Annotated in this window: 12 protein-coding genes; 4 read left to right on the top strand and 8 right to left on the bottom strand. The window is 61.6% G+C overall.

What is annotated here, in order from left to right; translation table 11 throughout:
* Nucleotides 1–102: 102 nt before the first annotated feature.
* From D8U60_RS23905 to D8U60_RS23920, 4 genes are all read left to right on the top strand, one after another.
* Nucleotides 103–1206, top strand: coding sequence for an efflux RND transporter periplasmic adaptor subunit (locus D8U60_RS23905; RefSeq protein WP_130901082.1), 1104 nt, complete (start codon nt 103–105; stop codon nt 1204–1206).
* Nucleotides 1203–2267 (top strand): efflux RND transporter periplasmic adaptor subunit, encoded by a 1065-nt coding sequence (locus D8U60_RS23910; RefSeq protein ID WP_130901083.1) that lies wholly within the window; start codon nt 1203–1205, stop codon nt 2265–2267. The genes D8U60_RS23905 and D8U60_RS23910 overlap by 4 nt, the downstream gene beginning before the upstream one ends.
* Nucleotides 2264–5326 (top strand): efflux RND transporter permease subunit, encoded by a 3063-nt coding sequence (locus D8U60_RS23915; protein ID WP_024011164.1) that lies wholly within the window; start codon nt 2264–2266, stop codon nt 5324–5326. Before D8U60_RS23910 ends, D8U60_RS23915 begins: the two co-directional genes overlap by 4 nt.
* Nucleotides 5327–5415: 89 nt before the next feature.
* Nucleotides 5416–7668, top strand: coding sequence for a glycoside hydrolase (locus tag D8U60_RS23920; protein ID WP_130901084.1), 2253 nt, complete (start codon nt 5416–5418; stop codon nt 7666–7668).
* A gap of 1 nt (nt 7669) precedes the next feature.
* On the opposite strand, the gene D8U60_RS23925 is transcribed toward D8U60_RS23920, so the two are convergent.
* The 8 genes from D8U60_RS23925 to D8U60_RS23960 all read right to left on the bottom strand — a co-directional run bounded on the left by D8U60_RS23925 (nt 7670) and on the right by D8U60_RS23960 (nt 15578).
* Nucleotides 7670–8296 carry a class I SAM-dependent methyltransferase gene (locus D8U60_RS23925; RefSeq protein WP_071174050.1) on the bottom strand — a complete coding sequence of 209 codons (627 nt, stop codon included), beginning with the start codon at nt 8294–8296 and terminating at the stop codon, nt 7670–7672.
* 105 nt (nt 8297–8401) lie between these two features.
* Nucleotides 8402–8758 carry a hypothetical protein gene (locus D8U60_RS23930; RefSeq protein WP_016772210.1) on the bottom strand — a complete coding sequence of 119 codons (357 nt, stop codon included), beginning with the start codon at nt 8756–8758 and terminating at the stop codon, nt 8402–8404.
* Nucleotides 8759–9071: 313 nt separating this feature from the next.
* Entirely contained in the window at nt 9072–9716 is a 645-nt protein-coding gene (locus tag D8U60_RS23935; protein ID WP_016772208.1) for a methionine ABC transporter permease, read from the bottom strand.
* Nucleotides 9706–10827 (bottom strand): ATP-binding cassette domain-containing protein, encoded by a 1122-nt coding sequence (locus D8U60_RS23940; protein WP_130901085.1) that lies wholly within the window; start codon nt 10825–10827, stop codon nt 9706–9708. Before D8U60_RS23940 ends, D8U60_RS23935 begins: the two co-directional genes overlap by 11 nt.
* 2 nt (nt 10828–10829) lie before the next feature.
* The gene (locus tag D8U60_RS23945) at nt 10830–11639 is read right to left on the bottom strand and encodes a MetQ/NlpA family ABC transporter substrate-binding protein (protein ID WP_130901086.1); all 810 of its coding nucleotides are present in this window, start codon (nt 11637–11639) and stop codon (nt 10830–10832) included.
* Between the two features lie 118 nt (nt 11640–11757).
* Nucleotides 11758–13116, bottom strand: coding sequence for an LLM class flavin-dependent oxidoreductase (locus D8U60_RS23950; protein WP_130901087.1), 1359 nt, complete (start codon nt 13114–13116; stop codon nt 11758–11760).
* Nucleotides 13116–14309: an SfnB family sulfur acquisition oxidoreductase gene (locus D8U60_RS23955; RefSeq protein WP_130901088.1), complete on the bottom strand. Its 1194-nt coding sequence runs from the start codon at nt 14307–14309 to the stop codon at nt 13116–13118. The genes D8U60_RS23950 and D8U60_RS23955 overlap by 1 nt, the downstream gene beginning before the upstream one ends.
* A 27-nt stretch (nt 14310–14336) precedes the next feature.
* On the bottom strand, nt 14337–15578 hold the full coding sequence (locus D8U60_RS23960; RefSeq protein ID WP_130901089.1) for an SfnB family sulfur acquisition oxidoreductase: 1242 nt from the start codon (nt 15576–15578) through the stop codon (nt 14337–14339).
* Nucleotides 15579–15665 lie beyond the last annotated feature (87 nt).

Here is a 15665-nt window from a genome sequence, read left to right on the forward strand (position 1 = left end):
TAATGAGATAAATCTGGTGTTGGCGTCCGCAACCGTGGAACCCTGTTCTAAGCTCTGAAGTCGTATCGTCTCGACAGCAGCATTTAAGGCCAAGGAGTGTGCATGGCGGGTCCCGGATTGAAAGTGCTGATGGCCGTGAGCGCCATGGCGTTGCTCACCGCTTGCGGCGACAAGAAGCCTGCTGAGGAATACTTGCCACGGGTCTTTGTGCAAGAGGTCGAACCGGCCAACTACGCCGCCGCGGTGACCCTTACCGGTGATGTGCAGGCGCGGGTGCAGACCCAGCTGTCATTTCGCGTCGGCGGCAAAATCATCCAGCGCATGGTCGATGTCGGCGACCGCGTCACCGCCAAACAGGTGCTGGCCAAACTCGATCCGAAGGATCTGCAGACCAACGTCGATTCTGCTCAGGCCCAAGTCGTCGCCGAACAGGCCCGCGTGAAGCAAGCGGCAGCCGCTTTCGTGCGTCAGCAAAAACTCCTGCCCAAGGGCTACACCAGCCAGAGCGAATACGATTCGGCACAAGCCGCGCTGCGCAGCAGTCAGAGCGCATTGAGCGCGGCGCAAGCGCAACTGGCCAACGCCAAGGACCAGCTCAGCTACACCGCACTGATCGCCGATGCACCCGGGGTGATCACCGAGCGCCAGGCCGAAGTCGGCCAGGTAGTGCAGGCCACCGCGCCGATTTTCAGCCTCGCCCGCGATGGCGACCGCGACGCGGTATTCAATGTCTACGAATCGCTGCTGGCCGAGCGGCCGTCCGATCGCTCGATCGTGGTCAGCCTGCTCGACAATCCCGAGATCAAAACCACCGGCACCGTGCGTGAGATCACGCCATCGGTGTCGGCGCAATCGGGCACCGTGCAGGTCAAGGTCAGCCTCGACAAGCTGCCGCCGGGCATGCAGCTCGGTTCGGTGGTCAGTGCCACCGCCAAGGGCACCGGCAAATCGGCGGTGGAACTGCCCTGGTCGGCGCTGACGAAAAACATCAGCGACCCGGCGGTATGGCTGGTCGATGACAAGGGTGAAGCGCAACTGCACACGGTCACGGTCGGCCGTTACCTGACCGGCAAAGTGATCATCAGCGAAGGCCTCAAGGGCGGCGAGAAAGTCATTGTCGCCGGCGGCCAGTTGCTGCACCCCGGCATGAAAGTCGAGATTGCCGAAAACACCTACAAGGATCTGCAACCGGGAGCGCAGCCATGAAGCGCCTCGGCCTGTTGTGCATGGCGTTGCTGCTGGGCGCCTGCTCGGAAAAGGAAACCCCGCCGGAACCGGTACGTCCGGTGCTGTCGGTCACGGTCAAAGCGCTGAGCGAAGAAAGCCTCGGACGCTTTGCCGGCAGCATTCAGGCGCGTTATGAGAGCAACACCGGTTTCCGCGTCGGTGGGCGCATCGCCAGCCGCAACGTCGATGTCGGCGCCGAGGTGCAGAAGGGCACCTTGCTCGCCACCCTTGATCCGTCCGATCAGCAGAACCAGTTGCGCTCGGCCCAGGGCGATCTGGCGCGGATCCAGGCGCAGCTGATCAACGCCCAGGCCAATGCACGTCGTCAGCAAGCGCTGTTTGATCGCGGCGTCGGTGCCCAGGCGCAACTGGACGTCGCCAATACCGATCTGAAAACCACTCAGGCCTCGCTTGATCAGGCACGCGCGGCGGTCAGCCAGAGCAAGGATCAGTTGAGCTACACCGAGCTGCGCTCCGATCACAAAGCTGTGGTCACCGCGTGGAACGCCGAAGCCGGGCAAGTGGTAACTGCCGGGCAACAAGTGGTGACGCTGGCGCAACCGGACATCAAGGAAGCGGTGATCGATCTGCCCGATACGCTGGTCGATCAGTTGCCCAGCGACGTGGTGTTCTCGGTGGCTGCGCAGCTCGACCCGAGCATCAACACCACGGCGATCATCCGCGAGATCGAACCCCAGGCACAAAGCGCCACGCGCACCCGCCGCGCGCGCCTGACCCTGTCGGATACGCCGGACGGTTTCCGCCTCGGTACCGCGATCAGCGTGACCCTCAGCTCGGCGATCAAGCCGCGCATCGAACTGCCGCTGACGGCGTTGCAGGAAGCAGACGGCAAAACCCGCATCTGGGTGATCGACACGCAAAACAAAACCGTCAACCCGCGCGACGTCAGCGTGGTCAGCCGTGGCGACAACAGCGTGGTGCTGGCCGGTGGCGTGCAGAATGGCGAGCGCGTGGTCAGCGCCGGCGTCAACAGTCTCAAACCCGGACAATCGGTAAAACTTGACGAGGACAGTCAATGAAAGGCTCTTTCAACCTCTCCGAATGGGCCCTCAAGCACCAGTCTTTCGTGTGGTATCTGATGTTCGTCGGGCTGCTGATGGGGGTGTTTTCGTACTTCAATCTCGGCCGCGAAGAAGACCCGTCATTCACCATCAAGACCATGGTGATCCAGACCAAATGGCCGGGCGCGACCCAGGAAGAAACCCTCAAGCAGGTCACCGACCGCATCGAGAAAAAACTCGAAGAGCTCGATTCCCTCGACTACGTGAAAAGCTACACCCGCCCCGGCGAATCGACGGTGTACGTGTACCTGCGCGACACCACCAGCGCTGAGGACATCCCGCAAATCTGGTACCAGGTGCGCAAGAAGATCGACGACATTCGCGGCCAGTTTCCCCAGGGCATTCAGGGGCCGGGGTTCAACGATGAGTTCGGTGACGTGTACGGCTCGGTCTACGCCTTCACCGCCGATGGCCTGACCATGCGTCAGTTGCGCGATTACGTGGAACAGGCGCGCGCCGAAATCCGCAGCGTGCCGGGGCTGGGCAAGATCGAAATGGTCGGCCAGCAGGACGAAACGATTTACCTGAACTTCTCCACGCGCAAACTCGCCGCACTGGGTATCGACCAGCGCCAAGTGGTGCAGAGCCTGCAATCGCAGAACGCAGTGACTCCGGCCGGGGTGATCGAGGCGGGGCCGGAGCGGATCTCCGTGCGCACCTCGGGCCAGTTCGAGTCGGAGAAAGATCTGGCCGAGGTCAATCTCAAACTCAACGATCGCTTCTATCGTCTGGCCGACATCGCCGAGATCAGCCGTGGCTACGTCGATCCGGCGACACCGGAATTCCGCTTCGACGGCAAACCGGCGATCGGCCTGGCGATTGCCATGCAGAAGGGCGGCAACGTTCAGGAATTCGGTAAGGCGCTGCACGAGCGCATCGACCAGCTCACCGCTGACTTGCCTGTCGGCGTCGGCGTGCACACCGTTTCCGATCAGGCGGTGGTGGTGGAAGAGGCCGTTGGCGGTTTCACCAGCGCACTGTTCGAAGCAGTCATCATCGTGCTCGTGGTGAGTTTCATCAGCCTCGGCGTGCGCGCCGGTCTGGTGGTGGCCTGCTCGATTCCGCTGGTGCTGGCCATGGTCTTCGTGTTCATGGAATACAGCGGCATCACCATGCAGCGGATTTCCCTCGGTGCGCTGATCATCGCCCTCGGCCTGCTGGTGGACGATGCGATGATCACCGTGGAGATGATGGTCACCCGCCTGGAAATGGGCGAGAGCAAGGAGCAGGCGGCGACGTTCGCCTACACCTCGACGGCATTCCCGATGCTTACCGGTACGCTGGTGACTGTCGCCGGTTTCGTGCCCATCGGCCTCAACGCCAGTTCGGCGGGTGAATATACCTTCACACTGTTCGCGGTGATCGCCGTGGCGATGATCGTCTCGTGGGTGGTCGCGGTGTTCTTCGCACCAGTGATCGGCGTGCACATTCTCAGTGACAAGGTGAAGGCCCACGATGCCGAGCCGGGTCGCGTTGGCCGGGCGTTCAATGGCGGTCTGTTGTGGGCCATGCGTAATCGCTGGTGGGCGATCGGCGTCACCGTGCTGCTGTTCGTGCTGGCGGTGTTCTGCATGCGTTTCGTGCAGAACCAGTTCTTCCCCGCTTCCGACCGCCCGGAAATTCTCGTCGACCTGAACCTGCCGCAAAACGCCTCGATCGACGAAACCCGCAAAGCGGTGGACAAGCTCGAAGCGACGCTCAAGGGCGACCCGGACATCGTGCGCTGGAGCACTTACATCGGTCAGGGCGCGATCCGTTTCTACCTGCCCCTTGATCAGCAATTGCAGAACCCGTACTACGCGCAGCTGGTGATCGTCAGCAAGGACTTCGAAGCCCGCGAGGCACTCAGCCAGCGCTTGCGTGAGCGGCTGCACAAAGACTTCGTCGGCATCGGCAGCTACGTGCAGGCCCTGGAAATGGGCCCGCCGGTGGGGCGTCCGATTCAGTATCGAGTCAGCGGCAAAGATGTCGATCAGGTGCGCAAACACGCCATCGACCTGGCCACCGAACTGGACAAGAACCCGCACATCGGCGAGATCATTTATGACTGGAACGAGCCGGGCAAAGTCCTGCGCATCGACATCGCCCAGGACAAGGCGCGGCAACTGGGGCTGTCGTCCGAAGACGTCGCCAACCTGATGAACAGCATTGTCAGCGGCTCGCCGTTGACCCAGGTCGATGACGATATCTACCTGATCAACGTGGTCGGTCGCGCGGTGGATTCCGAACGCGGCACGCCGGAGACCCTGCAGAACCTGCAGATCGTCACGCCGAGCGGCACCTCGATTCCGCTGCTGGCCTTCGCCACCGTGCGCTATGAACTGGAACAGCCGTTGGTGTGGCGTCGTGACCGCTTGCCGACCATCACCATCAAGGCCTCGGTGCGCGACGAGATTCAGCCGACCGATCTGGTGAAACTGCTCAAGCCGTCGATTGACGCTTTCGCATCCAAACTGCCGGTCGGCTACAAGGTCGCCACCGGCGGTACGGTCGAGGAAAGCGGCAAGGCCCAGGGGCCGATTGCCAAGGTGCTGCCGCTGATGCTGTTCCTCATGGCGACGTTCCTGATGATTCAGTTACACAGCGTGCAGAAGATGTTCCTGGTCGCCAGTGTCGCGCCGCTAGGGTTGATTGGTGTGGTCCTGGCGCTGGTGCCGACGGGCACGCCGATGGGCTTCGTGGCGATCCTCGGGATTCTCGCCCTGATCGGCATCATCATCCGCAACTCGGTGATTCTGGTGACGCAGATCGATGAGTTCGAGCAGAAAGGCTATGCGCCGTGGGATGCAGTCGTGGAAGCGACCGAACACCGACGCCGGCCGATCCTGCTGACCGCAGCGGCAGCGAGCATGGGCATGATCCCGATCGCCCGCGAAGTGTTCTGGGGGCCGATGGCTTACGCAATGATTGGCGGCATCGTCGTGGCGACGCTGCTGACGCTGTTGTTTCTGCCGGCGCTGTATGTGGCCTGGTACAAGATTCGCGAACCGCAGAAGGATGAAAAGCCGGCGCAGTGAGCTAGCCCCTGCGATCTTTGGGAAAGGTCTGACTTACAGGGTGAGCGGACTGCGCTAACGTCCCTTCTTCATTCGAAGAGGGACGTGCCATGTCGACTGTTTCCGGCTGGTTACGCGGATGGTTGCTGCTCGCTGGCTTGAGCCTGTCGCCGGCAGTACTGGCCGAAGTGCTGCTGGAAAACCAGCTTTGGCGGGTGCAGGTCGATCCTGCGACGCTGGCGGTGCGCGTTGAAGCTGCCGGCGCTGCGCCGGTGCAGGCCTCGGCCGGTGTGCTGCGGCACAAGGTCAGCGACATGGTCAGGCGCGGCAATCGCATCGATTGGCAATGGGACGATGGGCGCTGGTTGCTCAGTGTTGACCTGAATCAGCGTGACCTGACGTTTTCGATTACGGCTAACTCGCCCTCGCAGATCGAGTTTATTCATCAGCCCGCCAGTGCAATGGGCCAGGCGCTGATCTGGCCGCTTGCCGAAGGGCGCTACGTGCCGCGCGGTGACCGGGTGTGGCAGAAGTTCCTGCTCGCGCAGGGCGCGCTCGATACCACCCAGGACTTGAGCCTGCCGCTTTGGGGGATGGAGTACGAGAATTTCAGCCTGCACTGGCTGCTGACCAATCCTTACAACAACCAACTGCGCTTCAAGACCAATGGTGATGCACTGGGGCTGTCGGCCCGGCATCGATTCACATCGCTTGAACCCTCAAAACCGCTGACCTTCAGCCTGTTTCTCGGCGATGTCGATCCCTTGGCCGGGGCCAAGCGCTACAAGCAGTGGCTCATTGAAAGCGATCAATATGAAACCTTGGCGAACAAGCTGATCAAGACCCCGCAAGCCGCCAAGCTGATCGGCGCCGCGCATGTCTATCTATGGGGCAACGACCTGCTCGGCCCTGACGATGTGCGCAACTGGCCGCTGCTGATTGCCCGGTTGCGCGGCTCGGGTGTGCTGGTCAGTGAACTTCGGGCAGCAATGGATGCTGAAGCGCTGCGGTTGCTCGCCAGCGAGACCGTACTCAATCGCTATCAACAGACTGTGATGCTGCGCAGTCTCAATCGCGCGCTGAACGTTCAGGCGCGCAAAACCTGGCAGGCGCGTGCGGTGCCGGACATGCAGGCGCTGGTCAACGGGTACGCTGAGGTGCGCGTGCAGCTGGCCGTTGTTCTGAAGGATACGTTGGCGCCTGATCCTGCGCGCTGGGGGCGCACCTTGTCGCGGCGAACCATTGAACGCTTGCAGAGCGCTGGACTTTCGCGTTTATGGCTTGGGCTCGGCGAGGGCTGGGAAGGTGGACTCTGGCACCCGGAGGCGGTGCGCGCCGCCGTCTCTGCGGGGTATCTGATTGCCCCCTATGACTCCTACGAAACCGCGTTGCGCGAGGACGAAAATCCGGACTGGACCACCGCGCACCTCGGCGATCGGGCCAATACCGAGTGTGCGATCGTGGAGCAAAACGGTGCGCTGAAAAGCGGGTTTCAGCAGTCCGGTCACTATACCGATCCGCGATGTGTGCGACCGTTGCTTGAGCGGCGCATCGATGCAATCCAGAAGGTTGCCGGCTTCAACAGCTGGTTTCTCGATGCCTATGCCGCTGGGATGCTCTTTGACAGTTATCGTCCCGGCGCACCGATGACCCAGGCGCAGAATGCCGCGGGCAACGTCGGAGCATCGCGCTGGATCAGCGAAGTGTTGCAGCTGCCGAGCGGCTCCGAGGATGGCAATGCGGCCACCGCTCAAGGGGTCTTGTTCGCACATGGCATGCAGACGCCAGTGATCGGTTGGGGCGATCGCGACATGCAGCAGCCGGGCACAGCGGACTTTTTCGTCGGCCAATGGTACCCACCGGAGCAGCCAGCGGTGTTCTTCAAACCGACCCGGTTGAAGGCTGACTACCGACGCGTTCATTTCGCCCCCGCCAGCCGTTTACCGTTGTATCAGGCGGTGTTCCACGGCTCTGTCATCACCAGTCATCACTGGTTGTTCGATAACCTGAAACTGAGCGACGTGCGGGTGGAAAACGAGCTCACGCAGTTGCTCTACAACGTACCGCCGCTGTACCACCTGAGTGCGGCCAGCCTTGATCAGCGCTTGCCGTTGATCGTGCGTCAGGATCGATTCTTTCGTCCGCTGCACGAACGTCTGGCGACGCAAGCGCTGACCGCTTTTGACTGGTTGAGCGAGGATCGCCTGGTCCAGCAGACGACGTTTGCCGACGGCACGCGACTGCTGGCCAATTTCGACGCCGCTCCACGCAATTGGCAGGGCCGGACGTTACCGGGACACAGCATGACTGCACTGTTAGCGGACGGCAGCGACAGCCAGTATCAGGTACAAGCGGCGCCCTGATTCAGACTTTGCGCCACACGCTCGCCAGCCACGGCTGCTGTTCGCGCGGCAACCCCGCTGGCCGGTAGTAATGCTCCAGCTCGACAAACCCCGCCGCCGTCAGCAAGCCGCGCCAGGCCTCGAGATCGTGATACGAGCCATAGCGCGGCCCGTTCCAGCCCTCTTGGTTGTCGCCACGCGGATTGGAACTGAACAGCACGCCACCCGGTTTCAAGGTGCCGTGCAGTTGCCGTAGCACTTGCGGCAACACCTGCAACGGCACATGAAACAGCACGGCATTGGCGAAGATGCCGTCGAAGCGCTCGGCCGGCAGATCAAGCTTGAGAAAGTCCTGCTGCCAGACTTCGCAACCGCTGTCCTGGCGGGCCATGCGCGCGAATTCCTGTGAGCCATCAAGGCCGATCGCGACGTGGCCCATGCGCGTGAAGGTTTGCAAATCCCGGCCCGGACCGCAGCCAAAATCGAGAATCGTGAAAGGTGCTTCACCGTGAATGTGGCGCAGCAAGGCCTCGATGTTCTGGCTGACATCGTGGTCGCGCGTGCCTTCGCGGAAATCCTCAGCCACCGAGTTGTAGTGACCGAGGGTAGTGGCGGTGATCTGTTCGAGGTCGCTGGGGGTTTGCTTCATGATCGGCGCTGTATTGGCGGTGTGAGGGCGGACTATAAGCTTTTTCACCGGCAAAAAAACGCCGCCTGCGCTGGGGCCAGTGCAGGCGGCAATGGGTGCCAGGCTTCAGTGCTGCTTCGCTCCCAGACAATCGATCGAGCGGTCCATCATCGCCTTGGCCATTTCCAGCAGATGCCAGACCGAGAACACCATGGCTCGATCCGCGCCCCCGAGCTGGTCACCGCATTGATGGACGGTCACCGAAGCGCAGCGCAGCAGATCGGCAACATACAGTTGGGCGTCCTCCAGCGTCACATCTTCGCTGATGCTGTAGACGCGTTTCTGTCCAGCCAACGTGACCTGATTGCCGGCCAGATGTGAGTCGACGGCGCGGCACAGTGCAGAGCGATCCTTGAGCAAATCCTCGGTGAACCGCTTGCTTGAGGTAAGGCTGAGTGGCGGATCGGCAAGTTTCTTTTCCATGGGTAAACTCCTGACTTCAAGTGGGAGCCAACCATTTCGCGACTAAACGAGCAGGACGGCGGCTGCACGCGGATCAGTTGCCGGCCGGACAACTGAATCCAGTCACCGCAAAACAGTGACGACCGGAGATTAGCTACAGGATATTTCGGGTACAAGCGGGCAAATTATTCTAGGAATCGTCCTGCAAACCCGCGTGCTTCGGGCTGGCGAAACGACAAAAGTGGTGTAGGAAGCATCTGATTTTTGCGAAGGGCGTTGCCCAAAATACTGCGATCACATGGGCCTGGTTGATGGCCACCTGCCGCCATCGACCTTAGCGCTTATTCAGTCCTCGCGCCAGCCTGTCGCCACCCAACTGAATCACCGCCACCAGCGCCACCAGCAAGACGATCACCGTCAACATGATCTGGCTGTCGAAGCGCTGATAGCCGTAGCGGTAAGCGATATCCCCCAGCCCCCCAGCACCAATTGCCCCAGCCATGGCCGACGAATTGATCATCGTCACCAGGGTGATGGTGAACCCCCCGACAATCCCCGGCAGCGCCTCGGGCAGCAGCACATGCCAGACGATGTGCCAGCGCCGGCAACCCATGGCCTGCGCGGCTTCGATCAGGCCATGATCGACCTCACGCAGACTCACTTCGGCAATCCGTGCGAAGAACGGCGTTGCCGCGATTGTCAGCGGCACCACAGCGGCCCACACGCCATAGGTAGTGCCGACGATCAGGCGGGTGAATGGAATCAGCGCGACCATCAGAATCAGGAACGGGATCGAGCGGAACAGATTGACGAAGGCGCCCAGCGCACGGTTCAACAGCGGCGCCTCATAGATCCCGCCCTTGTCACTGGTGACCAGAATCACCGCCATGGGAATCCCCGCCAGCAGCGCGATCAGCGACGACACGCCGACCATCAGGAAGGTGTCGATAAAACCCTGCAGCAAGCGATCAAACCACATAGCCCAATACCTCCACTCGTTGCGCCCACTGCCCGGCGCGCTCGCGCAATTGCTCGGCGCTGTACGCCGAGCCGCTGACGGCCAGCAACAGCTGCCCCAGCGCGTGACCCTGAATCCGTTCCACGCCGCCCTGAAGCAGCTTCACTCGGCCACCCAATGCCGCGAACAACGCGGCCAGATCCGGCTCATCAGCGGCACTGCCGTTGAACTGCAAACGCAACACCACCGCTGCATCAGAAGCCGTGGATGCCGCCTGCAAACGGCTTTGCAATTCTTCCGGCAAGGCGTGTTGCAGCGGCGCGAGCAAGGTCTGGCTGACTGCGTGTTGCGGATTGCCGAACACTTGCCATACCGGGCCTTTTTCGACCACATGACCGTGCTCGAGCACGACAACGCGATCGCAGATCTCGCGGATCACTGCCATCTCGTGAGTGATCAGCACAATGGTCAGGCCGAGGCGTTTGTTGATCTCGCGCAGCAGGCCGAGGATCGACTGCGTGGTTTCCGGATCCAGCGCCGATGTCGCCTCATCGCAGAGCAGAATGTCCGGGTCATGCACCAGCGCGCGGGCGATGCCGACACGCTGTTTCTGCCCGCCTGAGAGTTGCGCCGGATAGGCCTTGTGCTTGCTGTGCAGGCCGACCAGTTCGAGCAGTTCGCGAACCTTGTTGTCGCGCTGCTCCTTCGGCACGCCGGCGACTTTCAGCGGCAACTCGACGTTCTGCCAGACGGTCTTGGCCGACATCAGATTGAAGTGCTGGAAGATCATGCCGATGCGCCGGCGCAGGGCGACGAGGCGGTCTTCATCGAACTCGCCGATATCCACCTGATCGATCAGCACCCGCCCCGACGTTGGCTGCTCCAGGCGATTGATCGTGCGGATCAGCGACGACTTGCCGGCGCCGCTGCGGCCGATGATGCCGAACACTTCGCCGCGTTGAATCGCCAGGTCGATGCCCTGCAAAGCCGCGACCGGACCTTGCCGGCCGTTGTAGGTTTTGCCCACGCCGATAAAGCGTACGTGGGCGCGATTCAACTCGGGGTGCAGCTCGGTTTTTTCAGCATTGTGTGGCTCTGGAAGCTCCAGTCGCCGTTGGATCGCCGCGGTCATGTTCAGCTTTCCCAACCGGCCTGATAGAGCTTGCCGTGGGCCTTGTCCAGCGCCGCGCGAACGGCCGGCGAATGCTGATAGATGTCGACGAACTTGATCAGGCGCGGGTCGGTTTTGCTCTTCGGCTGGATGACGAACTGGATCACGTATTCCTTGTGATCGAGACCGTCGAACAGCAGCGCCGAGCCGGCATCGAAGGTCTTCGCCAGTCGGATATAGGCCGGGTAGCCCTGGACCAGGTCGGCGTCGTCGTACGCGCGCACCAGCTGCACGGCTTCGACCTGAAGGATCCTGATCTTATTCGGATTGGCGACGATGTCGTCCTCGGTGGCCTTGTAACCGACGCCCGGTTTCAGGGTGATCAACCCGGCCTTGGCGAGCAATTGCAGACCGCGACCGCTGTTGATCGGGTCGTTGGCGATGGCGACGCTGGCACCTTCGGGCAGTTCATCGAAGCTTTTGTATTTCTTCGAATACAGACCGACGTTGTTGATGATCCCGGGTGCGAACGGCACCAGATCGAAACCGGACGCGGCTTTGGCATTCTCCAGAAACGGAATGTGCTGGAAATAATTCACATCAATGTCGCCAGCGGCGAGGCTGACGTTGGGCGCGATCCAGTCGGTGAATTCCACCAGCTCGACTTTCAGGCCTTGTTTGGAAGCTTCCTCGACGGCGGCTTCCAGCGGAATGGCGAAAGCGGCGGTGGTACCGATTTTCAACGGGGCGTCGGCGGCGAAGATAGCCGAGCTGAACAGGCCGAAGGCCAAGGCCAGTGCTTTGACTGGGTGGGACAGGGTTTTTTTGGTCATGGTGGTTTTTCCAGTCAGTGCATGAATTTGTTGTGCCGGGGAGGGCCTCTTCGCGAGCAGGCTCGCTCCCACAGAGGCACGCATTTCAAATGTGGGAGCGAGCCTGCTCGCGAAGCTTTTAATGCCGGTACGAAGATCCGCTGTGTTGCTCAGGCAACTGCGCCTCACCGTGAAACAATTTCTCGCGCAAGGTCCCGCTGTCATACGCAGTCTTGTACGAGCCGCGCCGCTGCAACTCGGGAATCACCAGTTCGATGAAGTCGACATAGCTTTCCGGGGTGACGATGCGGGTCAGGTTGAAGCCGTCCAGACCGGTTTCGGCGATCCACGATTCGAGTTCATCCGCCACTTGCTCGGGCGAGCCGACCACGGTGATGTAACGGCCGCCGAGGGCGTGCTGGTCGAGCAATTTGCGCCGGGTCCAGTCATTGTTCTGCAGGTTTTTCGTCGCCGACTGAATCGCATTGCTCTTCACGTACTGGATCGGTTCGTCGATTTCGTACTGGGCAAAGTCGATGCCGGTAGACGCGGAAAAATGCGCCACGCCGGCCTCGGCGCTGGCATAGCTCAGGTATTCGGCATGCTTGGCCCACGCTGCTTCTGCGGTGGCGCCGACGATCACATTGAGGCCCATGAACACCTTGATATCCTGAGGATTGCGTCCGGCTTCGACGGCGCTGGCGCGGACCTTGTCGACCTGCACTTTGGTCGATGCTTTGTTCTGGCCGCTGATGAATACGCACTCGGCATGACGCCCGGCGAAGAGCAAGCCGCGGTCGGAGCTGCCGGCCTGAAACAGCACCGGCGTGCGCTGCGGTGACGGCTCGCAGAGGTGATAACCCGCGACCTGATAGAACTCGCCCTGGTGCTCGACCTTGTGCACTTTGTCCGGGTTGGCGTAGATGCGCTGCTCGCGATCGTTGCGCACCGCGCCGTTCTCCCAGCTGCCTTCCCAGAGCTTGTACAAGACCTGCAGATATTCTTCGGCCTGGTCGTAGCGGCGGTCATGTTCGACCTGCTCGCTGAGACCCATGGCTTTGGCGGCGCTGTCCAGGTAACCGGTGACGATGTTCCAGCCGACCCGGCCGCGACTCAAATGATCGAGCGTCGACATGCGTCGGGCGAACAGATACGGCGGCTCGTAAGTGAGATTGGCGGTGAGGCCAAAGCCGAGGTTTCTGGTGACGGCGGCCATCGCTGAAACCAGCAGCAGCGGATCGTTGACCGGCAACTGGATCGACTCTTTCAGCGTGACGTCCACCGAGTTCTGGTAGACGTCGTAGACGCCGACGATGTCAGCAATGAACAAGCCATCGAACAATCCACGCTCAAGCAACTGCGCCAGTTCGGTCCAGTACTCGATCGTGTTGTAGCGGGTCGAGGTGTCGCGCGGGTGCGTCCACAGGCCGTGATTGATGTGGCCGATGCAGTTCATGTTGAACGCGTTGAGCAGAATCTTCTTTTTCGCAGCAGTCATCAGATCGTCCCTCGCAGCGGAGGGTTTTCATCGTTGAGGTAGTAATTGCCCACGGCGTGATATTTCCAGCGCACCGGGTCGTGCAGGGTGTGCACGCGCGCGTTGCGCCAGTGCCGGTCGAGGCCGTGTTCACTCAGCGTCGCCTGGCTGCCGGCCAGTTCGAACAGGGTGCTGCCAGCGGCGAGGGAAATTTCCGTGCTGATCGCCCGCGCTTCGGCGACTGCGATCGAGGCGGCGGCGACGGTTTCGGCGTTGGTGTCGGCTTGCGCGGCATCGAGGATTTCGCCGGCACGTTCGAGCAAGGCTTCCGTGGCGTGCAGCCGAATGCTCAAGTGGCCGAAGCTCTTCAATGTCAGCGGATCTTCGGTGGCCGTGTCGTTGCCGGAATCGATCCACGGACGGGTCTTGCTGCGCACGAAATGCAAGGCGTCTTCGTAAGCAGCGCGGGCAATGCCGGTGTCGATGGCGGCGTGGAGAATCTGCGCCAGCGGGCCGACCGTGGTCGGGCGCTCGAAAGCGCTCTGGAACGGCAGCACGTCTTCCGCCGCTACATACACATCTTCGAACACTACCGAGCCGCTGCCAGTGGTGCGCTGGCCGAAGCCGCTCCAGTCGTCGATTACCGTCAGGCCCTTGCTCTCGCGCGGGACGAAGGCCAGTTGCTGTACGCCGTTTTCATCGACCACCGACGTCGGAATGCGCTGCGCGTAAATCGCCCCGGTCGAGTAGAACTTGCGACCGTTGATGCGATAACCATCACCATCGCGGGTGAGACGGGTGACGCGGTCGTGAGCGGTTCTGGTGCCCAGTTCTGCCAAGGCATTGCCAAAGCGCTGGCCGGCGAGGACCTCGGCGTACAGGCGCTGTTTCTGTTCATCGCTGCCATTCACGCGCAGCACTTCCAGTGCGTAGAAATGGTTCTGCGGAATCTGCCCGAGCGAACCGTCGGCCTGAGCGATGAGTGCGATGACTTTGGCCAGGGTGATGTTGGATACGCCCGCGCCGCCATATTCTTTCGGCACGCTGATGCCCCACAGGCCGGAGCGGGAAAACACTTCCAGCTCGGCCAATGGCAGGCGGCGTTCGCGGTCGCGCAGGGCGCTGTCGCGTTTGAAATCTTCGGCCAGGTCGCTGGCGACGATCAGGGCTTGCTCATCGCTGGTGATGAGCGCGACGTGATGGGAAAGCGTCATAGGGGGTTCTCCAGATGACTGGTCGTCTCAGATCCAGGAATGGCGAGCCGGCAAAGTGCCGTTCAGGCGATAGGCGCCGACCGCGTGATATTTCCAGCGCACCGGGTCGTGCAGGGTGTGCACGCGGGCGTTGCGCCAGTGGCGATCCAGATTGAATTCGGCGAGGGTCGCGCGGCTGCCGGCCAGTTCGAAGAGCTTTTCGCTGGCCAGCAGCGAAATCTCGGTGGTCAGCACTTTTGCTTCGGCCACGGCGATCGAAGCGCGTGCGGCGGATTCGGCAGTCAGCGCCGCGGCGTGGACTTCATCGAGCACTTTGCCGGCCTTGCGCAGCAGCGCTTCGGCGGCGTGCAGTTCGATTTTCAGTTTGCCGATATCGGCGATCACGTAGAGGTCATCGCTGGCGCGCTCGACCTTGGCGTCGATCCATGGCCGTGCGCGGGTTTTGACGAAGTCGAGGGCGTCGTCGATGGCGCCACGGGCGATGCCGGCGTCAATGGCTGCTTGAATCAGCTGCGACACTGCGCCCTGGGTGTTCGGCTTGTCGTTGATCTTCCAGTTGTCGATGACCAGGCTCGACTCGACGCGCACGTTGTTCAGCAGAATCGTGCCGCTCGCCGTGGTGCGCTGGCCGAAGCCCGACCAGTCATCGACGATGCGCAGACCCGGCGTGCCGCGACGGACGAAGGCCAGCACCTGTTTACCGTCATCGTTGAGCGCTTTCACCGCGACCCAATGCGCAAACAGCGCGCCGGTGGAGTAGAACTTCTGGCCGTTGATTACGTAATCGTCGCCGTCGGCGCTGATTCGCGCCTTCAGTTCCAGGGTGTTTTTGGTGCCACGTTCCGGGCCGGCATTGCCGATGCGCCAGCCTTCCAGAACACTCTGGAACAGCTGCTTTTTCTGCGCTTCGGTAGCGGTGCCGAGCAGCAGATGGATGATGCCGAACTGGTTCTGCGGGATCTGCCCGAGCGCCGGGTCGGCGGCAGAAATGATCGCGAATACTTCGGCCAGCGTGACGAAGGAAACCTGCGGGCCACCGTACTCACGCGGGATGGCAATGCTGCCCAGACCGCTGCGGGTGAACTGTTCAATTTCCGACCACGGCAACTTGCGCTGCCGGTCGCGTTTGGCCGCCTGCACACGGGCGGCTTGCGCCAGCTCGTGGGCGGCCTTGATCGCTTGAGCGTCGTTGCGCAGTACTTGCGCGGGCAACAACAGCGGGGCGATGTCCAGATCGGACTGCACGTTGGCATCTGCAAGACTGGACATCAGTGCCGCTCCCTGGCTGCACGCAATGCCCTGGCGATCTGCACTGGGGTGATTGTGTTCCGGACCATACCTACCTCACATCTCATG

Origin of the sequence: Pseudomonas sp. Sample_11 (genome assembly GCF_004307505.1) — a bacterium.
In the GTDB taxonomy this organism is placed as follows: domain Bacteria; phylum Pseudomonadota; class Gammaproteobacteria; order Pseudomonadales; family Pseudomonadaceae; genus Aquipseudomonas; species Aquipseudomonas atacamensis.